This is a genomic window from Pseudomonas sp. DY-1 (assembly GCF_003626975.1).
Lineage (GTDB): Bacteria > Pseudomonadota > Gammaproteobacteria > Pseudomonadales > Pseudomonadaceae > Metapseudomonas.
In genome coordinates, this window is record NZ_CP032616.1 from 3,301,281 (window position 1) to 3,319,319 (window position 18,039).

17 protein-coding genes and 1 pseudogene are annotated in these 18,039 nt (G+C 64.8%); 4 read left to right on the plus strand and 14 right to left on the minus strand.

Features of this window, described 5'->3' with window-relative positions; genetic code table 11:
• Positions 1 to 58: 58 nt before the first annotated feature.
• Positions 59 to 1,393, minus strand: a complete 1,335-nt coding sequence (locus D6Z43_RS15535) for an aryl-sulfate sulfotransferase (RefSeq protein WP_120653049.1) — start codon at positions 1,391 to 1,393, stop codon at positions 59 to 61.
• A 16-nt stretch (positions 1,394 to 1,409) separates the two neighbouring features.
• The gene (locus D6Z43_RS15540; protein ID WP_120653050.1) at positions 1,410 to 3,755 is read right to left on the minus strand and encodes a TonB-dependent receptor; all 2,346 of its coding nucleotides are present in this window, start codon (positions 3,753 to 3,755) and stop codon (positions 1,410 to 1,412) included.
• Positions 3,756 to 3,950: 195 nt separating this feature from the next.
• Here D6Z43_RS15540 and D6Z43_RS15545 point away from each other — a divergent pair, with 195 nt between their 5' ends.
• Positions 3,951 to 4,883 carry a LysR family transcriptional regulator gene (locus D6Z43_RS15545; protein WP_120653051.1) on the plus strand — a complete coding sequence of 311 codons (933 nt, stop codon included), beginning with the start codon at positions 3,951 to 3,953 and terminating at the stop codon, positions 4,881 to 4,883.
• Between the two features lie 65 nt (positions 4,884 to 4,948).
• On the opposite strand, the gene D6Z43_RS15550 is transcribed toward D6Z43_RS15545, so the two are convergent.
• Positions 4,949 to 5,335: a DUF4345 domain-containing protein gene (locus D6Z43_RS15550; protein ID WP_120653052.1), complete on the minus strand. Its 387-nt coding sequence runs from the start codon at positions 5,333 to 5,335 to the stop codon at positions 4,949 to 4,951.
• Between the two features lie 139 nt (positions 5,336 to 5,474).
• Here D6Z43_RS15550 and D6Z43_RS15555 point away from each other — a divergent pair, with 139 nt between their 5' ends.
• From D6Z43_RS15555 to D6Z43_RS15565, 3 genes are all read left to right on the plus strand, one after another.
• Complete coding sequence (locus D6Z43_RS15555; protein ID WP_120653053.1) at positions 5,475 to 5,909, plus strand: DUF411 domain-containing protein; 435 nt, start codon at positions 5,475 to 5,477, stop codon at positions 5,907 to 5,909.
• Between the two features lie 59 nt (positions 5,910 to 5,968).
• Entirely contained in the window at positions 5,969 to 6,823 is an 855-nt protein-coding gene (locus D6Z43_RS15560) for a PhzF family phenazine biosynthesis protein (RefSeq protein WP_120653054.1), read from the plus strand.
• Positions 6,824 to 6,891: 68 nt separating this feature from the next.
• Positions 6,892 to 7,764, plus strand: coding sequence for a neutral zinc metallopeptidase (locus D6Z43_RS15565; protein ID WP_120653055.1), 873 nt, complete (start codon positions 6,892 to 6,894; stop codon positions 7,762 to 7,764).
• Between the two features lie 61 nt (positions 7,765 to 7,825).
• Here the strand turns inward: D6Z43_RS15565 and D6Z43_RS28795 are convergent.
• From D6Z43_RS28795 to D6Z43_RS15620, 11 genes and pseudogenes are all read right to left on the minus strand, one after another.
• Positions 7,826 to 8,160 (minus strand): annotated as a pseudogene (locus D6Z43_RS28795) (endonuclease domain-containing protein).
• Positions 8,161 to 8,190: 30 nt separating this feature from the next.
• A complete protein-coding gene (locus D6Z43_RS15575) occupies positions 8,191 to 8,784 on the minus strand; it encodes an HAD family hydrolase (RefSeq protein ID WP_120653056.1) in 594 nt (197 codons plus the stop codon).
• Between the two features lie 54 nt (positions 8,785 to 8,838).
• Positions 8,839 to 9,807: a spore coat protein U domain-containing protein gene (locus D6Z43_RS15580; protein ID WP_120653057.1), complete on the minus strand. Its 969-nt coding sequence runs from the start codon at positions 9,805 to 9,807 to the stop codon at positions 8,839 to 8,841.
• 12 nt (positions 9,808 to 9,819) lie between these two features.
• Positions 9,820 to 12,111 (minus strand): fimbria/pilus outer membrane usher protein, encoded by a 2,292-nt coding sequence (locus D6Z43_RS15585; RefSeq protein ID WP_305955661.1) that lies wholly within the window; start codon positions 12,109 to 12,111, stop codon positions 9,820 to 9,822.
• 72 nt (positions 12,112 to 12,183) lie between these two features.
• Positions 12,184 to 12,966, minus strand: coding sequence for a molecular chaperone (locus tag D6Z43_RS15590; RefSeq protein ID WP_120653059.1), 783 nt, complete (start codon positions 12,964 to 12,966; stop codon positions 12,184 to 12,186).
• Positions 12,967 to 12,986: 20 nt separating this feature from the next.
• On the minus strand, positions 12,987 to 13,529 hold the full coding sequence (locus D6Z43_RS15595; RefSeq protein ID WP_120653060.1) for a spore coat U domain-containing protein: 543 nt from the start codon (positions 13,527 to 13,529) through the stop codon (positions 12,987 to 12,989).
• Entirely contained in the window at positions 13,529 to 14,056 is a 528-nt protein-coding gene (locus D6Z43_RS15600) for a spore coat U domain-containing protein (protein ID WP_256660866.1), read from the minus strand. The genes D6Z43_RS15595 and D6Z43_RS15600 overlap by 1 nt, the downstream gene beginning before the upstream one ends.
• A gap of 59 nt (positions 14,057 to 14,115) precedes the next feature.
• Positions 14,116 to 14,655 (minus strand): spore coat U domain-containing protein, encoded by a 540-nt coding sequence (locus D6Z43_RS15605; RefSeq protein WP_120653061.1) that lies wholly within the window; start codon positions 14,653 to 14,655, stop codon positions 14,116 to 14,118.
• Positions 14,656 to 14,969: 314 nt separating this feature from the next.
• Positions 14,970 to 15,839 (minus strand): acyl-CoA thioesterase II, encoded by an 870-nt coding sequence (gene tesB, locus D6Z43_RS15610; RefSeq protein WP_120653062.1) that lies wholly within the window; start codon positions 15,837 to 15,839, stop codon positions 14,970 to 14,972.
• 31 nt (positions 15,840 to 15,870) lie between these two features.
• Positions 15,871 to 17,475, minus strand: a complete 1,605-nt coding sequence (locus D6Z43_RS15615) for a nitroreductase family protein (protein WP_120653063.1) — start codon at positions 17,473 to 17,475, stop codon at positions 15,871 to 15,873.
• Positions 17,472 to 18,032 carry a GNAT family N-acetyltransferase gene (locus tag D6Z43_RS15620; RefSeq protein WP_120653064.1) on the minus strand — a complete coding sequence of 187 codons (561 nt, stop codon included), beginning with the start codon at positions 18,030 to 18,032 and terminating at the stop codon, positions 17,472 to 17,474. The genes D6Z43_RS15615 and D6Z43_RS15620 overlap by 4 nt, the downstream gene beginning before the upstream one ends.
• Positions 18,033 to 18,039: the final 7 nt, after the last annotated feature.

Genomic DNA, 18,039 nt, shown 5'->3' on the forward strand with positions numbered 1-18,039 from the left:
AATGAGATCCTGCGGGGCGATTCGCGAATGAATTCGCTCCCACAGGAAGCAATGGCAATCAGGGGTTGGTGGATACGCGGAACTGGTCGATGGCGGGCGGCGTGACGGCCTGCTCGGAACGTGGCGTGCCCTCGGGTACCCAGTCGTAGGGCACCGGTAGCGCGCGGTAGATCCAGTTACTGCGCGCGTTGCCCACAGGGGCCTTGCCGAAGTACGGGCTGACGTACTCCCAGACGATCTCGCCTGCGGGGGTGACCTGGAACACCCGGCCGAACTTGCCTTCGTCGATCAGGGTGTTGCCGTTGGGCAGGCGCCGGGCGCTGCTGATGAAGGCGCTGAAGAAGGCCCAGCCCGGCTGGCCGCTGTCCGCGGCGCTGTACTGCCAGACGATCTCGCCCTTCACCGGGTCGATCTCCAGAACCCGCGAACCGCCTAGCAGGCTCAACGGTACGCGCGGGTAGCCGGCCTCGCCCTGGTTGTCGAACACCAGCAGGTTGCCGGCACCGGGCAGGCCTTCGGGAATGATGTGGGCGTCGTGCTGGCCGGAGAACTGGTCCACCGGGCGCGGCACCGTGGCCGGTGCGTAGGCATTGAGCTTCGGCAGGTTCGGGCCGAGGTGCCAGGCGACCTTGCCGGTGGCCTTGTCGATGATGGCGATGAAGTTGCCTTCGCGCGAATCGATCAGCAGGTTGTCCGGGTGGAAGCGCTTGTCGCCGGCGTCGAACCACTTGTTCGGCCCGACCACGCTGAGGTTGTTGATGTGCAGCACGTCAGGATTCTTGCTGGCGCGTACCAGCTTGAGCTGCTCAGCGGAGAAGCCGAACTCCTCCAGGTGCCGCGAGGCCATCCAGCTCCAGGCCACCTTGCCGGCCGGCGTGACCTCGTAGATCACGTCGTCGATCACCTGCGGCACGGTAAAGCCCTTCACCGCATGCAGCTGGTTGGCCAGCACCAGGGTGTTGCCGTTGGCCAACCGGCGCTGGTCATGGTGTTGATGGGCCGCCCCACCCGGCGCCTTGTCACCCCACTGCCAGACCACCTCGCCACTCCAGTCCAGCTCAGCCACCGTCTTGTTGCGCAGGCCATTGCCGGCGGAAGCCAACTTGCTCGGTTCCTTCACCTCTTCGAGCTGCACGAAGAGGTGGCCGCGCTTGCCGCCATTGTTCTTCGGGTCGATCAGCGCGGCGGGAAAGCCGGCGTTGTTCCAGTGCCGCACCTCGTTGCCATTCATGTCGATCAGGCGCGTCTGCTTATCCGGCGAGCTGAAGATCACATAGCCGTTCCAGGCCTTGGCCGGGTCATAAAGGGTCACGCCGGTGGGGTAGACGCTGGGGGCGCCGACAGCTTGGCCGGCGACCAGGGTGGCCGCGAGGCCGAGGGTCTTGAGTTTCATTGCAGGTTCCTTGTGCTCAGAAGTCGTAGCGGGCGGTGGCGCCCACGGTCCTAGGCGTACCCAATACGCCGGCGTAGCCACCGTTGGCGGAGTTCCACAGGCTGGTGAAGTAGGTCTTGTCACCGGCGTTCTTCACCCAGAGGGACAGGTCGAGGACGCCATCGCCCTGGTCCAGGCGCACGCCGCCGGAGAGGTTGACCACGGCGTAGCTGGGGATCTGGCCGAAGTCGGAGTCGTCGATGGTGCCCACGGCCTTGGAGCGGAAGGCGTAGCTCGCGGTGACATAAGGCTCGACGCGATCGGCCAGTTGCCACTTGTATTCGCCGTTCAGGTTGGCGATGTACTTGGAGGCTCCCACCACCTGGTGCCCGGTCAGGTCGCAAGTGGCGGCAGGGTTGGCCAGACTCACTTCCGGCGGGCACGGCGCGTCCTTGTAGTCGGTGTAGCGAACGTCGTTCCAGGAGCCGTTGAAGTTCAGGGTCAGGCCACGGACCGGCAGCGCGGTGGCCTCGAACTCCAGGCCACGGGAGCGTACGGAGCCGGCGTTGGCGAGGAATTGCACGCGGTTGACCTGGTCGTAGACATTGGCCTGGTAGCCATGTACCTCAGCCCAGAACAGGTTGGCGTTGAGCAGCAGGCGGTGGTCAAGCAGGGTGCTCTTGATGCCGAGTTCGGCGTTATTGACCCGCTCGGTGCCCACCAGCAGCGAGTCGGTGCCCAGGCGCGGTGCGGCGCCCACCGTCAGGTTGACGCCGCCGGACTTCTCACCGTGGGACAGCGAGGCGTAGCCCAGCACGTCGGGATTGAACTGATAGCTCAGGGACAGCAGGCCCGACGGACTGAAGCTGTACTGGTTGAGGTCACCGGAGTCGAAGGCGCCGACCCGGCCCTGGCGCGCGGCTGCGGCGGCACCGGTAGCGGCGGCGCCACCGACTGGCGCGTCGCGATCGACCCAGGCGCTCTTCTCTTCGTAGGTGCCGCGGATACCGACGGTGAAGTCCAGGCGCTCGGTCAGGTGCCAGGTGCCTTGGGCGAAGAGCGCGTAGCTGTCGGTGTCGATGTGGCCATCGCCCTCGCTGGTGACATTGGCCAGGGCGCCGGCGGGCGTGGAGTTCCAGATGTCCGCCTGGGGGCCGTAGAAGTTGAAGGAGTGGTTATCCAGATCCTGCTTGAAGTAGTAGGCGCCCAGTACATAGTCGAAGGCACCGCCGGTGGGCGAGGCCAGGCGGAATTCCTGGGAGTACTGCTTGTCACGCACCAAGACGCCGGCGTTGATCGACGCGGAGACGTTGAGACCGTCGTCATTGCGCGGGGTGAAATCCCACCAGCGGTAGGCAGTGATCGAAGTCAGGGTGAAGTCATTCGGCAGGGTCCAGTTGGCCTCCACCGAAGTGCCACCCTGGAACACCGTCACCTGCTGGTCGGAGTCGAAGTTGACCTTGCGGTCCTTGCCGGACACCAGCGTGGCACCGGCCTGCGCGGCAAGGCGTTCGTAACGGTTGACCCCGTTCACGGTCGGGCCGGTGCTGTAGAGGGTAAGGATGCCGTTGTTGGAGTCCTCCTCGTTGTACTCGCCAATCCAGCGCAGGTTGAAGGTTTCGCTCGGTTCGAACAGCAGCTGGCTGCGGAAGCCCTGGCGCTTGCCGCCGTTGAGGTCTTCACCGTTGAAGACGTTCTTCACATAGCCATCGTCTTCGGTGTGATAGGCGGTCAGACGGCCGGCCAGGGTTTCGGTCAAACCACCGGAAACACTGCCCAGGGTCTGCCAGTAACCGTCCTCGCCCACCGAGGCCTGGAGGCTGCGCTCGGTGGTGAAAGTGGGCTTGCGGGTGCTGATGTTGATTACCCCGGCGGTGGTGTTCTTGCCGAACAGGGTGCCTTGGGGGCCGCGCAGGACCTCGAGCTGCTCCACATCGAGCAAGTCGAACACCGCCATGCCGGGGCGGCCGAGATAGACGTTGTCCAGATAGACACCGACGCTGCCCTCCAGACCATCGCTGGCCGGATTGTTGCCCAAGCCTCGGATAGAAATGCTCGACTGGCGGGCATGCACGTAGGAGACGTTGGTGCTGGGCACCAGTTGCTGCAGGTCCTGCACACGGTAGACACGCTGGTGCTCCAGGGTCTCGCCACCGAGCACGCTGATGGGCGTGGGCACGCTCTGGGCGGTCTCCTCGCGGCGGCGGGCATTGACGGTGACGGTGCCGAGCTGGGTGTCCTGCTCGGCTTTCGCCCGGGTGCTGGTGGTTTCTTCGGCCTGGGCAGTCAGGGCCAGGCCGCCGCCGGCGAGCAATACCGCCAGGGCGAGGGGTTTCAGGGGGTGCGTCGACGTTCGCGTCGGACTCTGGATAAGTCGGGACATGCAGTGCTCCTAAGGTCGATGGCCTTGGCGAGCACTTCCGTTGTCGGAACCGAATCGCGATCGGGCGGCAAATCACATATATCTTTTAAGAATATAAATAGTTTTATTTCTTAGTTTTAGAAATAAGTAATTGCCTTTATAAGGATCGGGACCCCAAGCAGCAATTGCATTTCACCGAATCTTTCCATGTAGAAAATGCATATCGACCTTCGCCAACTCCGCCACTTCATCGCGCTAGCCGAGCACCGCAGCTTCATCGCTGCCGCGGCTGCGGTGAACCTGTCGCAATCTGCCTTCAGCCGCAGCATCCAGACGCTGGAACACAACGTCGGTTGCCGCCTGGTGGACCGCGCCAGCAAGGACCTGGACCCGACCCGGCAGGGTCTGCTGGTACTGGAACACGCTCGCCGCCTGGTGCATGGCGCGCACAATCTGGTCAACGAGATCAGCCAGTTCAATGGCCTTGCCGCAGGGCTGGTGCGCTTCGGCTGCGGCCCGGCACCGGCCGCCCAATTGATCCCTCGCGCCGTAGGGCGTTTCGTCAACGACTACCCCGGCGTTCGGGTGAAGTTCCAGGTGGATAGCTGGCAGGAGCTGAACCGCCGGCTGATCAGCGAAGAAATCGAATTTTTCGTTGCCGATACCCGCCATTTCGAGGCAGATCCTGATTACCGGGTACACAAGCTCAAACCCCAGCGCTGGCACTTCTGCTGCCGCGCCGGCCACCCCCTGACCGAGCACGAGGAGGTTCGCGTCGCGGATGTATTTCAGTACCCGCTGGCCACGACCTTCCGCCCGCCGAACATCCGCAAGGTGCTGGTGGACTACAGCGGCCGCCAGGATTTCACGCCCAATGTGGAATGCGAGCATGGCTACGCCCTGCTCAACGTAGTGCTGAACTCCAATGCCATCGGCATCGCCGGCCAGGGCAACCTGGCCCCGTACCTGGACGCCGCGGCACTGGTGCGACTGGACGTGGTCGACCTGCCCGAGGACCTGGAGGAATGCCACACGCGCTATGGCATCGTCAGCCGTGTGGGCTACGACCTGTCCGCCCATGCGCGGGCACTGGTAGAGCGGGTGATCGAATGCGACGAAATCCCAGGCGCAACACAGGGGCTTGTGTAGGAGCGAGCTTGCTCGCGAAAGATCGGGTTAAGGAGGTTCGCGAGCAAGCTCGCAACGCCAGGTCCCTAAGCGCCATCCAGCTTGCGCAGGGCGGCGAAGGCGAGCCCCGCGGACACCACCTCGAATAGCAGCGCGTACAGGTTGAAGGTCTGCCCGAGGCTACCGTCGAGCCAGAGTCCGCTGACCCGCCCCAACGCCAGGGCGACGTAGACCAGCACCAGCAGGTCCAGCGCGGCCCGCGCCAGTTGCAGGCGCAACTGCGCCAGCAGGAGGAACGCGGCAATGCCCAGCGGCAGGCAACCGTACCAGGCACGCACGTCGGTGACCGCCGACGGGTCCATCAGCAGCATGCCACTGAGGCTGGCCATTTCCTCCGGACGAATGAAGTAGGCCAGGCCGAAGACGGCAAGGATCAGGGCCTGCAGGCCCAACAGGATGCGGGTGAAGAGCATCGACGGGTCTCGCAACGCGGTCAGGAAAAAGCATAGGCGCTTGGGAATAGTCTGATACAGAGCTGTGCTTGGGAGCGGGAAGTCGCGGCGCTATCCTGCCTTTCTTTGTCTCCGGCCTGCCTGGCCGCAAGGAGTCCACATGCGTTCCCTTCTCCTGCTCACCACCCTGTTCGCTGGTATCGCCCAGGCCGCCGAGCCCATCGCCATGGACGTCTACCGCGACCCGAACTGCGGTTGCTGCAAGGCCTGGATCAGCCACCTGCGGGATAACGGCATCCAGGTCCGCGACCACGAAGAAACCAACATGGCTTCCGTGAAGATGCGCCTGGGCGTGCCCTACCAACTCGGTTCGTGTCACACCGGGGTGGTGGACGGCAAGTTCGTCGAAGGCCATGTGCCGGCCAGCGATGTGCTCAAGCTGCGCGAGCGGCCCGACCTGCTGGGCGCCGCCGTGCCCGGCATGCCCGTCGGTTCGCCCGGTATGGAAATGGGCGACCGGCAGGACGCCTACCAGGTGGTGGGTGTCTCCCAGGGCGGTAAGCTCAGCGTACTCAGCGAGTATCCTGCACACTGAAGCGCAGCATCTCGTCGACGGCCGCCTGATGCGGCCGTTTTCATTTTCTGGAGCCTGAAATGGAATATTGGCAAGTCGATGTGTTCGCCGAACGTGTATTGTCCGGAAACGGCCTGGCGGTTTTCCCTGATGCCAGCGAGCTCACCGCCACAGCGATGCAGGAGCTGACCCGCGAACTGCGGCAATTCGAATCCATCTTCCTCGCACCGCTGGATGCCCCCAATGCCTTCTCCGCCCGGGTGTTCACCGTGGAAGAGGAACTGCCATTCGCCGGCCACCCGATCCTCGGCGCCGCCGCCCTGTTGCACCACCTGCATGGCGGCAAGTCCGACGCCAGCTGGTTGCTGCACCTGCCGGAGAAGCAGGTGCGTATTGCCACGCGCCGCCAGAACAAGGGCTTCTACGCCGAGATGGACCAGGGGCCCGCAGTGTTCGGCAAGGTGCTGGATGAGGCCGCCGCCGATACCTTCGCGGCGGCTTTCAGCAGCGAGCGTGACCGCCGCTATCCCGCTCAGGTGGTCAGCAACGGGTTGCCCTATCTGCTGCTGCCGGTGACCTCCGGGGGGTTGGCCGCCGCGAAACAGCGCGAATCCCTGGACGACGCCCTGGCCGGCATTGGTGCCGCATTCGCCTTCCTGATGGACGTGGACGCCCGCGAAGGCCGCACCTGGGACCCGCTTGGCGTGGTGGAGGACATCGCCACCGGCAGCGCCGCTGGTCCGGTGGCGGCCTGGCGTGTAGCACAGGGGCTGGACCCCGCTGACAAGCCGTTCGCCCTGGCCCAGGGCCGCTTCCTTGGCCGCCCGAGCCGGCTCGACGTCTGCGTCACAGCGGCCGGTAACGTATTGGTGGGTGGCGAGGTCCAGCTGCTGGCCCATGCCCGTCTGCTGCCCACTCCGGCGGATCTGGGCTGACGACCGGGCTGGCGGTGACTGGCGCCAGCGTCAACACTGATTAACTCGCATACGAACGGAGAGCGATCATGCGCTGGCAACGTGCGCGACGCAGCGACAACGTGCAAGACGGCGGAAGCGCAGGTGGCGGCGGCATGCGCCTGGGCGGAGGCAGGGGCCTGGGCCTGGGCGGGATCGCCATCGTCGTCGTCGTGGCGCTGCTGATGGGTGAGGACCCGTTGCAGATCCTGGGTCAGATCACCCAACAGAACGCCTCGGTCAATCCCCAGCAGCAGTCGGCCAACCCTACCGGCACACCGGAGGAGCGCGAGTTCGTCCGTGCCATCCTCGGCGATACCGAAGACACCTGGCGCGCCATCTTCCAATCCGCCGGCCGCCAGTATCAGGATCCGACCCTCGTGCTGTTCAACGGCGGCGTGCAATCGGCCTGCGGCTTCGCCTCGTCGGCGGTTGGCCCGTTCTATTGTCCAGGGGACCGCAAGGTGTACCTGGACCTGGACTTCTTCGAGGAAATGGCCAGCCGCTTCAAGGCCGCCGGCGACTTCGCCCAGGCCTACGTCATCGCCCATGAAGTGGGCCATCACGTGCAGACCCTGTTGGGTGTGTCCGCCAAGGTCAACGCCGCCCGCCAACGCGGCGAGCGGGTGGAAGGCGACAACGGCCTGCTGGTGCGCCAGGAACTCCAGGCCGACTGCCTGGCCGGCGTCTGGGCCTTCCATGCCCAGCAACGCCTGAACTGGCTGGAGCCCGGCGACCTGGAAGAAGCCCTCAATGCCGCCAACGCCATCGGCGACGACCGCCTGCAACGCCAGGCTCGCGGCCAGGTGGTCCCGGACTCCTTCACCCACGGCACGTCGGAACAGCGGGTGCGCTGGTTCAAGATGGGATTCGAGAAGGGTGAAGTGGGCAAGTGCGATACGTTTTCGACGGCGAGGCTTTAGCGGATTGTCACTTACCCTCTCCCCGCCCTCTCCCGCAGGCGGGAGAGGGCCGGGGAGAGGGTCAGAGCTTACCGAACGCACGTGCTATCGCCTCAAGCACAGCGTCCGTATCCCCCAGCACTTCATGATTCCAGAATCGCAACACCTGATGGCCCTGCTCTGACAGCCAGCGATCGCGTTCGCCATCTCGGCCAGCCTGTTCCTGATGCTGGCCACCATCCAGTTCGATCACCAGCCGCTGCTCCAGGCAAACGAAGTCGACTATGTAGCGCCCCATTGGCATCGGTCGTTTGAACTCAGTCCGAACAACCGATGTCCACGCAGGTAGTACCAAAGGTGACGCTCAGCATCCGTCATGTTGCTGCGCAATTCCCTGGCAAATTTCTTGAGTTCCATTGAGCCTCCTTGCTCGCAATCACCTGCCCCTTACCCCCTCACCATCCCCAGCAACTCCCCACAATCCCGCGCAAACCAGTCCGCCAGTTCCGGCCATGGGTTATCCGGCAGGTTCACCAGCACGGTGCTCGTCCCCGCAGCGCGGCCGCTGTCGAGGTCGAAGCGGTAGTCGCCCACCATCACCAGTTCGCGCGGTTCGACCTGCCAGCGCTCGGCCAGGTGCAGCAGCCCGCCCGGGTGCGGCTTGGGCGGCGCCTCGCCGCGGCCGAGGATGTCGTCGGTGGCGAAACAATCGCCCAGTCCGATCGCCTGCAAGGTGAGGAGCGCCAGTTCGTGAGCGTTGCGGGTGAGGATGCCGAGCCGGCAGTCACGCCGGTGCAGTTCACGCACCAGTTCGACGGCGCCTGTAGCGGGTTTGGCGTTCAGCGCCAGTTCCCGCTCGTGCTCCAGCAACCAGGCGTGCTTGGCGGCGGCTTCGTCTTCGGGCAAGGCGGCCAGGTGGTGGAGGATGTCGTCCTCCGGGGGGATGTCCAGGGCCACGCGAATGGCAGCGAAGTCATGCACGGCGATAGTCAGGGTGCCGTCCATGTCGAACACCCAGTGGCGGTAGTGCGCCAGGCTCATCTGTCTCTCCAACGGCGGGTTTCACAGGGCCGAAGGGTACACCGGTCGGGACGTTCAGTAGTTGATGATCAGCGTGACGTTGTCGTTGTAGGTGCCGGCGGGAACGTTGGGCTGCGTGGGGTCGAGGGTGGTATCGAACTGGTAGTTCTGTTGCGCGCCGCTACCGGTCGCGGACTGGGTCTGCGAGGTGGTCCAGACCGTACTGGTTGAGGGGAAGTAGAGGTTGTAGTTGATCCGGTCGGTTCCGCTGGCCAGTCGCCGCCAGGGGGCCTGGTAGTTCTGCCCGCTGTCGAAACCGATGGTGTAGCCCTCGGTGTTGGTGCAGGTGACGCCGACGGTGGTCGTCGTCGTGCCGAACTGGCTGATCAGCGCATGATTGCCGAGGCTCACAGGTGGCGTGCTGTTGATGATGCAGGCCTTGCTGACCACCAGGGTCAGTTGGATGGACGCCACGGAACCTGTGCCCCAGTTGGTGGGTGCGGTGCAGATGTTCGCCGGGCAGTTCTGGGTGAGGCCCGGGCTACGCTGCCAGCCGCAGAGCACGAGGACGCCGTTCTCGCAGATCGCGTACTGCCAGTTCAGGTTCACTGTGGCCGTATAGGTGCCGGCGGGGACGTTGGGGCCAGCCGGCACCTGGAAGTACAGCGGCAGCCCTGTGGCGCCGGCCAGCAGGCCGAGGATGGTGAGGTCGCTTAGCTCCAGGGCGACATTGGGCTGCAGCTCGGTACCGCCGTTACGGGTGAACACCTTGAAGGGAATGCCATGGCCGGCGCCGTCGCTCAGCACCAGCGGCGTGGTCTGCAGGGTCACACGGATGTAGTTGTTGGCCAGCAGCACGATCACACTGGCGCACTTGAGCCCGGCGCCACCGATATTGCCCTGGGCGGTGGTGATCAGCGCCAGCGAGCTGACGTTGCCCAGACTGACTGCTGGGGCGGCCGTCACGGCACAGGTGGCGGCTGCCCGCCCCGCCCCCAACAGGCAGATCGACAACAGTATCCAGCGCAGCAGCTTCCGGCCCATTCCCTCTCCTTCTCAGCGACAGGTCAGCGGACCGACCAGCGCCAGCTCCTGGTTGGCATTCTCGAGTTCGAAGGCCACCTCGCAGTCCCCGCCGTCCGGCCGTACCACCCGCAACCGGTTGAACTCGCCGAGCCCCTCGAAATACACCAGACCGTCCCAACCCACATAGCTGCTGATGTCGCTGCCGATGAGTTCGGCCTTGCTGCCACGGGGCAACACCTCACCGCGACTGTCGATCAGCACGATGCTGGCCGCCGCTACCCGCTGCATCCCGAACTCCAGCAAGGCGCCACTACCCTGGTGCACGGCAATGTTCCGCGCCACTTCAGGCACCCGCACATTGGCCGGAAGGTTCAGCGGATCGATCTCGTACTGGCCCCGGTAATACGAAGGCACCCAGGGCACCAACAGGTGGCCGTCACCATCGGTGCGGCCGATGGGCTGATGCTCGAAGCTCACAGGCACGTCGGAGAAACCGCTGGTGCTGACCAGCACGAACGCATCATTGATGCGATTGGCGGCGAACAGTCCGTCATCCATGGCCACTACCGAACCACTCAGGTCGCCCCAGTGGGTGGTGCGGCCTTCATCCTCGTAGACCCCAGCCTGGAGCTGGTTGTAGCGATTGCGCCAGGTCAGGTCGGCCTGGCGGTACTGGCCGTTGCCCGTGGCATAGGCCAGGTTGTAGCCGACGCCGCCATCGGTGGGCGGCGTGCGCCCGAAGTTGACGCGCTGGCGATAGTCGCCCTGATTGTCCCGCTCGAGGGAGGCGCTGAAGGTGGAGTTGAGGTCGAACGGCACGATGAGTTGCAACAGCGCCGAATAGCCGGAATCACCGATTTCCCTATTGAGCGAGAGGTAGAGGCTGCTGTTGCCCCAGAGGCTGCGCGACCACGACAGGTTGAGCAGTCGGGTGCGCTCGCCGTCCATGCTCTCACTGGCGAAGTAGCCGATGCCAAAGCTGCCCAGCGCGGGTGGGTTGACGGAGAAGGTGAGCTGGTCGACCCGCCGTGCCAATGCGCTGTCCAGAAGGTCGTCCTCCAGTGCCCCTACGCGCCCGAGGTCGGCGTAGCCGGACGTGCGCTGCAGCCGCTGCATGCCAATGCCGAACAACGGTGAGTAGTAGCTGTAGCCCAGGCTGTACTGATGCCCGCGCTCGCTGTCGTACTCGCTCTGCGACCAGGAGGTGCCGAGGGTGCCCCAGCGCCCCACCGCGAAAGTCCCTCCCAGGCCTCCGAGACGCAGCTCCTCGCCGAACTCGGCGTGGCTCTCCAGGGTGAAGGCGTCGCTGATGCCGTAACGGAAGGTGCCGCTGGTTGCGCGGCTACCGTAGGAGAAGTTCTTCAGCCCGTAGTCTTCGCGCAAGCGGCCGATGGACAGCGAGTAGTCGTAGAGCCCGTTCTGCAACAGGCTGTTGGTCACGTAGAAGGGCACGGTGGTGGCGACCTGGCGGCCAAGGGCGTCAGTGGTGATCACGGTGGCGGTACCGGCACCACTGATATAGGGCACGTTGCTCAGGGTGAAGGGGCCGGTGTTGATCTGGTCGCTGCTGACCCGCGCGTTGTTGATGAACAGGTCCACCGAGGTGGGCACCTGGGCATCGCCGCTGAAGCGCGGCAACGGGTAGGTGACCAGGTCCGGACGCAGGCCGAAGTTGCGCGATACCTGCACACCGCCTAGTCGAACCGCGCTGTTCCAGGTCAGGGCGCCGGTGACCAGGTCGCCGGCCTGGTAGCTGGTCATGCGGGGCTGGTCGTTGTAGCGCCAGAAGCTGTCGAAGCGGCGGTAACCGTCGTCCTCGGTCGCAAAGTCATCGAAGGAATGGCGGTAGACCCCGGTATTGTCGAGCACGCCGAAACCGCCAAATGCGCGCTGCTCGAGGAGGCCGCTGAGGTAGTGCGCGCCGTCTTCGCTGTGGTTGTAGAAGAGGTCGTAGTTGAACAGCAGACCGAGGTCGCTCTGTGCCGGGGTCATGTCGTAGACGCTGGTCTGCCCCAGCTGCTGGCGCGGCAGCCAGTCACTGGGCAGGGTCAGTTCCAGTTGCTGCTGCGCTTCGTTGTAATGGCTGCCCAGGCCGGGAATCCCGTCCAGCGCAGTAGGTCCTTGGACGCCATCCGGAACTCGCACGCCGACGCTGCGCAATTCCTCCGCATCGACCAGGTAGCGGCCGCCTTGCACGGTCACCGGGATGATCCTCTGGGTCGGCATCTGGTTGACCTGAAGTTGCAGGTAGAGCTGATAGGACTGCTCCTGCGCCAGCACGAGTTCGGCCCCCAGCAGCAGCGCCAGCGCCGGAGCGCGCAAGCACCCGCCGCCGCTCCTGACGGACTGTCGCCTGCGCCGGATTGCCATGCTCCCACCCTGCCCCGGCCGGGGTCACAGGCCAGGAATCGGTTGGAGCTCGCGCCGCTCATTGATTCTCGCCTGCAGACCGAGGTCGTTGTCCGCCACACTTGCCGGAAGTTCCCAACGCATCCGCGCGCCCGGCAGTACATAACCGAGCAGGCCCTCGGCCAGGGTGGTGGTACGACCGCCCTGGCTGAGGCTCACCTCGGACAATCGCGCGTGGGCCGGCCCCTGGTTGTGCAGCAGCAGAAAGCGCCGCCCGCCCTCGCGCTGCACAGTGAAGCTCAGCCTCGGTTCCAGCGGCTGGATGCCGACCCTGGGCTTGTCAGCGCTGGCCGGCCCGGCGCCACTGCCGAACACGAACAGCGGCACCGAGTAACGCATCTGGAATTTCACCCCCAGGCGCACATCCGGCTCGGCGTCCGGCTGAAGCATCTCGTCCACCAGCACCCGGTAGGCCTGCTCGGTACCCGCTGGCGCCGGTTGCAGGCCTATCAGGCGAATCAGCTGGCGCTTGCCGGGGGCGATGTTGGCCACCGGCGGACTGCCCACCACGGTTTTCTGCGGGGTCAGTTGATCGTCATAGTCGGTCTGGCTCCAGGCCATCACCCGTACCTGCATGCTCACGGGTGCCTGTCCGCGATTCTCCAGCCAGAGCGCGGTCGCCTTCTGATCAGCCTCGATCACCGGATTGATCGGCCAGATCAAGATGGAACTGGCTGCCCGCGCCTCAGGAATGCCCGCCAGCAGACCGAGCAGCCCGAACACGACCAGAGCGCGGCCACCACGCTTCGCTGCTTGTCGAACATCCATGTTGTCCCCCCTCGTTCCGTCTAGTAGGTGATGGTCACCGTAACCGTGTCGGTGTAGATCCCGGCCGACGGCATCACTGCCGTGCTGAACAAGCGCGCATAGACCGGAAAGGTCTGGCTGGTGCCGCCTACGGGAAAGGTCAGGCTCATCGCGGTGGCGCCGTTACTGCCGTCACCCCAGACGGCGCTGTAGCCGGCGTCCTTGTACAACTGGTAGCGCAGGGTCTCGGCGCCCTTGGCCAGCAGGCGCCCGCTGCTGACATTGCTGGTGTTGGCCCCGGCGCTGAGGGCGATGGTCAACGCCAAACCCGGCGTGCATTGCAGGATGATCGAGCCGCCGCCCGGCGTGGTCACCTGGTTGACGTCGGCGGGCAGTGTGGCGAACTGGCCGAAGGACAACGAGCCGAAGCTGGTGACATCGCTGGCACCGCTCCCCAGGAGGCAACCCGAGCTGATCACGGCCTGGATCTGGAAGCTCTGCTGCACGGTGAGTTCATTGGTACCGGTATCCGCCGCCAGGGGTGGTGCCAGCGCCAGCAGGGCGAACAGGAAAATGCCACGCATCACCAGCTCACCGTGACGATGACAGTGTCGCTGTAGACACCGGCAGCGGGTGTCGCCTGGGCCGGCACCCGGCCATAGACGGGCAGGTACTGGTCGCTGCCGTTGCCGACACCGGTCACGCCGACGCTGTTGTCCCAGACGGTCAGGTAGTTGGCAGCGGTGTACAGGTTGTAGGCGACCTGCTCGGTGCCTGGCCCGGTCATGCGTCGGGCGCTGACGTTGCCGCTGCCACCGGCGCTGATCAGCACCCGGTAAGGCGTGCTGCTCAGGCAGTTCACCCGCAGCGCTCCGTTGCCGACAGTGCCGGCCATGTTGATCACGCTACTGAGAGAGAAATGGGTGCCGAAGTCCAGGGTGCCGAACTGCCCCAGGTTTCCGGGGTTGGTGCTACCGACGCTGCAGGCCGACAGTACCTCCGCGGCGAATCCGATGGTGGCGCTCTTGGTGGCGCCAAGGCCGCTGGCCGGCTCGGCCAACAGGACCATCAGCACCAGTTGGCTCAATCTGCTGTAGCGGGGGCAAACCATGGCTCGTTCCTGGCTTCTGGCTGGTCTTCCTTGATTGCCCGCAGGCAGGCGAAAGCGGTTTACCAGGTAACGGTGACCAGCACGGTATCGGTGTAAGTGCCGGACGTCGGCGTCGTCTGCGCGGGGACGCGGCCATAGACCACGATGTCCTGGTTGTTGCCGTTGCCGGTGCCCGAATAGGCGTTTGCACCGTTACTGCCATTCCCCCAGGGCGTGGTGCGGGCGGCGTCCTGGTAGAGGTTGTAAGTGATGAACTCGCTGGCGCCGCCGCTCATCCGCCGTTGATTGCCGGAGGGTGCGAGGCCGCTATTCAACGCAACGGTGTAGGCGGTGTTGTTGGCGCACTGGATGCCGAACGAGCTGCCGGCGCCGGCCCCCACGGACTGGCCTTCGACGATATTGGCCAGGCTTGGGTAGGTACCGAAGCTGATGCTGCCGAAGCTGTTGGTACTGCCGTTGTTGGAGCTGTTGTTCACCGTGCACCCGGCACCGATGGTGATCTGGATGCCCAGGTTGCCCTGGAGAGTCCCGGCGGCCTGGGCCTGGTGTATCGGAGTGAGCAGCAGCAGGAAGGGAAGCAGCCAGCGCAAGACTTTCATCGGACGACTCCTACGGTTCCTTGTCTTTACATGCACCTCTGTCTGGACCGTAGTTCAAAAACGATGTGGAGCAAAAAACCTCTACAAACGGTTCATGAGTGGCATTTGGCCGCCATGCTGCATAGTTCGTCTAAACGTCTGAATTCTCGGAATGTGCAGCGAAGGAGTAAGCAGGTGCCCCTCTACAGGTAGGCAAAACGCTTACAAAAAAATGAGATTTCCGCCATTAACTGGCTATAGAGCCATAGTTTGTGGAATTCGTACGGTTCTAGTTCGAGCAGAGATAAGGGCGGCCAGGTGACCGCCCGGAGACATCAGCGCCAGTCTTCGCGCAGGCGGGTCAGACCCTCCTGGGCCACCGAGGCAACCAGCTGGCCGGCGCGATTGAAGATGCTGCCACGGGAGAAGCCACGGGCATTGCCGGCCCAGGGGCTGTCCATGGAGTAGAGCAGCCAGTCATCTGCGCGCAGGTCGCGATGGAACCACAGGGCGTGGTCGAGGCTGGCCACCTGCATGAACTTCTGCCAAACCGACACGCCATGGGGGAGCATGGAAGTGGTCAGCAGGCCGAAGTCCGACGCGTAGGCGAGGATGTACTTGTGGATCGCAGGAATGTCCGGGAGGCTGCCATCGGCGCGGAACCAGACGTGCTTGACCGGCTCGCCACGACGCGGATTGAAGGGGTTTTCCGCGGTGACCGGGCGGATCTCGATGGGCTTGGCGCAGAGGAACTTGTCGCGCACGCGCTCGGACAGCAGGTGGGTGCTCTGGCGGGCAAGTTCCAGCTCGCTGGGCAGGTTCTCCGGCCCTGGCACGTCGGGCATGGTGAGCTGGTGGTCGAAGCCGCCCTCGTCCTGCTGGAAGGAAGCGCTGCAGGTGAAGATCTGCTGGCCCTTCTGGATGGCGGTCACGCGGCGGGTGCTGAAGCTACCGCCATCGCGCACCCGCTCTACCGAGTAGACCACCGGCAGGGAGGCGTCACCCGGACGCAGGAAGTAACCGTGCAGGGAATGCACATGGCGCTCGGATTCCACCGTCTGGCTGGCGGCAGAAAGCGACTGGCCGAGTACCTGGCCACCGAACAGCTGGCGGAAACCCAGGTCCTGGCTGACGCCACGGAACAGGTTTTCTTCGATGGATTCGAGGCTCAGCAGCGCGACCAGCTCGTCGAGCACCTGGGTCATGGAATTCTCCTCTGCAAGGCTGCCGCCCCGGTCATTGCCGAGGCGGTCTTCGTAGTTCGGGATAGGCCGGCAACGTCGTCAGGCGCTCGTCCCACTGCGCGCGGCCAATGGTGAAATGGTAAAGGCTTTGCCAACGACTGTCGGCCATTTCCAGCAATTCATGTACCGAATCATCGAAGTAGCAGCCGATGCCGGTTCCCGATAACCCGGCGGCCTCGGCTTCCAGGTAGAGCAACTGGCCGATCTGCCCGCACTCCCAGTAAAGCCTCGGGTAGAGCCAGGCGCCCTCTTCCAGGGCGGCGTCGAAGCGGGCGAGCATGGCCAGCGCAACGCATCCGTCGGAAGCGATGTCCTGGCCGCAGGAGAGGAAGCCCGCCAGGCCGCGGGCATCGCCATCAAGCAGGCGGTACAGCGGCAGTTCGTCATCGGCCCGTTCCCAAACGAAATCTTCGCGCATGCCTGCCGCCAGTTCCGCCTCGGGCACTGCGCCGCGTGCCAGCCAATAGAGACCGGGCGCCATGCCTTGCACGCGATGCACGAACAGCAGCAGGTCCACCCGAACCTCACCGAGGCTGGCGAAGGGAACCGGCGAGTTCGCTGGCATCAGCCGGCGCAGCCAGGCCAGCAGCAGTTCCGCCTGGACACCGCTGCGGCCGTCCAGGGATTGGGCGCTGCGCCGCCGGTGCAGCAGCGGACGCAGCGGCAGGCCAGGGTTATCCACAACAGCACGGGCCTCGACCTTGGGCCATTCCGCCAACGGCTGGCGCGGTGCGCGGCACAGGCCGTGGACCCGCTCCAGCTCAGGCCAATGGCGCTGCTCGCGAGACAGTCGATTGGGCGAGCCACGCAGCTCCAGCGCGGCGAGGCCGTCCTGCAGCGATTGCCCCAAGGCGAATTCGCACGCTTGGGCCGGGCCGATCCACAGCAGCACATCGGAGCATTCACGTTCGACAAAGCCGGGACGATCCAGCCCCAGCATGCCGTCAAGCGACTCTTCGGCAACGCCGCCCATGACCCGCACCTGCCAGCCCAAGGCCGACGCGGCGATCGCCAGAGCTGCCAGTGCGTGTCCCAGGTCGTGCTGGCAATAGCGGTAGGCGCGCTCGCCATACTTCCAGGCTTCGCGCCACGGAATGCTGGAAAGTCCCAGCAGGAAGCCACCTGGAGGCAACGCCGCTGACAGTTGTGTGGCCAGGGGTGCCGGCAGTTCGGCGCGGACTTCCAGTACATGAACGTCCGGTGCGTAGTGAGCAAGCAACCCAGCCTCCTCCACTGCGCCGGGTGGCAGCAGCAAGTAGGCCTCGGTGGGATGCAGGTTGCCCGAGGAGGGATTGACCCGCAGCGCCCACTTGCTGGCCCCAGCTTGCTTCCAGGCGGAAATCGCCAGGCTGTCGTAGAGCAGTTGGGAAATGCTGTCGAGGTTCAACGGTGCAGGCTCGCCGACCGGAGCTGCGAACACCACGTCGTAGGGCGGCGTTTCTTCCAGCGGGCGGTGAAACAGTTCGACCAGGCGCGCCCCACTGTAGCGACGGAAGGGAGCCGGCTGGGTCGCCCAATCGAGCTGCCCCGGACCGGGAGCGAAGCCATCCGGTCGATGCTTGCTGAGTGCGTGATAGCCGCGCACGGCGTCGTTCATCGCAACGCTTCCCACTCGGCGCGCCCCAGCCGGTAGAGCACATGACGGCGCAACGGGTGCCCCTCGGGCAAGAGCGGGTGCTCGAAGTCGCCATCCGGATCGTGCTGCATGCCGATGCGCTGCATCACCGCTTGCGAACGCAGGTTGCCGGGTACGGTGAAGGCCACGACCTCAGCCAGTTGCAAGGGCTCGAAAGCGAATGCCAGCGTCGCTTGCGCTGCCTCGCTGGCCAGGCCCTGCCTCCAGTAGCGATGCATCAGTCGCCAGCCAATCTCCACAGCCGGGGTGAAGTGTTCCTCGAAGTTCACGTTCTGCAGCCCCAGGACACCCACAAAGCCGCCGTCGCCACGATGCTCGATTACCCACTGGCCAAAGTTGTACCGCTGGAAATGCTGACGAATGCGCGCCGCCAGGGCATCGCTTTCTGCTCGATCCAGGCAGGCAGGGAAGTGACGCATCACCTCCGGGTCGGCGTTGAGCTCGGCGAAAGCCGGCAGGTCGTCGTCGCGCCAGCTACGCAAGCGCAGTCGTGGAGTGATGAGTTCGATCGGATGCACGGGCGCG

Excerpts from the sequence above, each read along its gene's own strand:
- D6Z43_RS15550 (WP_120653052.1), bottom strand. The coding sequence starts at position 5,335 with ATGCTCTTCACCCGCATCCTGTTGGGCCTGCAGGCCCTGATCCTTGCC.
- D6Z43_RS15540 (WP_120653050.1), bottom strand. The coding sequence starts at position 3,755 with ATGTCCCGACTTATCCAGAGTCCGACGCGAACGTCGACGCACCCCCTG.
- tesB (WP_120653062.1), bottom strand. The coding sequence starts at position 15,839 with ATGACCCAGGTGCTCGACGAGCTGGTCGCGCTGCTGAGCCTCGAATCC.
- D6Z43_RS15590 (WP_120653059.1), bottom strand. The coding sequence starts at position 12,966 with ATGGATGTTCGACAAGCAGCGAAGCGTGGTGGCCGCGCTCTGGTCGTG.
- D6Z43_RS15595 (WP_120653060.1), bottom strand. The coding sequence starts at position 13,529 with ATGCGTGGCATTTTCCTGTTCGCCCTGCTGGCGCTGGCACCACCCCTG.
- D6Z43_RS15575 (WP_120653056.1), bottom strand. The coding sequence starts at position 8,784 with ATGAGCCTGGCGCACTACCGCCACTGGGTGTTCGACATGGACGGCACC.
- D6Z43_RS15545 (WP_120653051.1), top strand. The coding sequence starts at position 3,951 with ATGCATATCGACCTTCGCCAACTCCGCCACTTCATCGCGCTAGCCGAG.
- D6Z43_RS15565 (WP_120653055.1), top strand. The coding sequence starts at position 6,892 with ATGCGCTGGCAACGTGCGCGACGCAGCGACAACGTGCAAGACGGCGGA.
- D6Z43_RS15535 (WP_120653049.1), bottom strand. The coding sequence starts at position 1,393 with ATGAAACTCAAGACCCTCGGCCTCGCGGCCACCCTGGTCGCCGGCCAA.
- D6Z43_RS15615 (WP_120653063.1), bottom strand. The coding sequence starts at position 17,475 with ATGAACGACGCCGTGCGCGGCTATCACGCACTCAGCAAGCATCGACCG.
- D6Z43_RS15600 (WP_256660866.1), bottom strand. The coding sequence starts at position 14,056 with ATGGTTTGCCCCCGCTACAGCAGATTGAGCCAACTGGTGCTGATGGTC.
- D6Z43_RS15555 (WP_120653053.1), top strand. The coding sequence starts at position 5,475 with ATGCGTTCCCTTCTCCTGCTCACCACCCTGTTCGCTGGTATCGCCCAG.
- D6Z43_RS15560 (WP_120653054.1), top strand. The coding sequence starts at position 5,969 with ATGGAATATTGGCAAGTCGATGTGTTCGCCGAACGTGTATTGTCCGGA.
- D6Z43_RS15580 (WP_120653057.1), bottom strand. The coding sequence starts at position 9,807 with ATGGGCCGGAAGCTGCTGCGCTGGATACTGTTGTCGATCTGCCTGTTG.
- D6Z43_RS15605 (WP_120653061.1), bottom strand. The coding sequence starts at position 14,655 with ATGAAAGTCTTGCGCTGGCTGCTTCCCTTCCTGCTGCTGCTCACTCCG.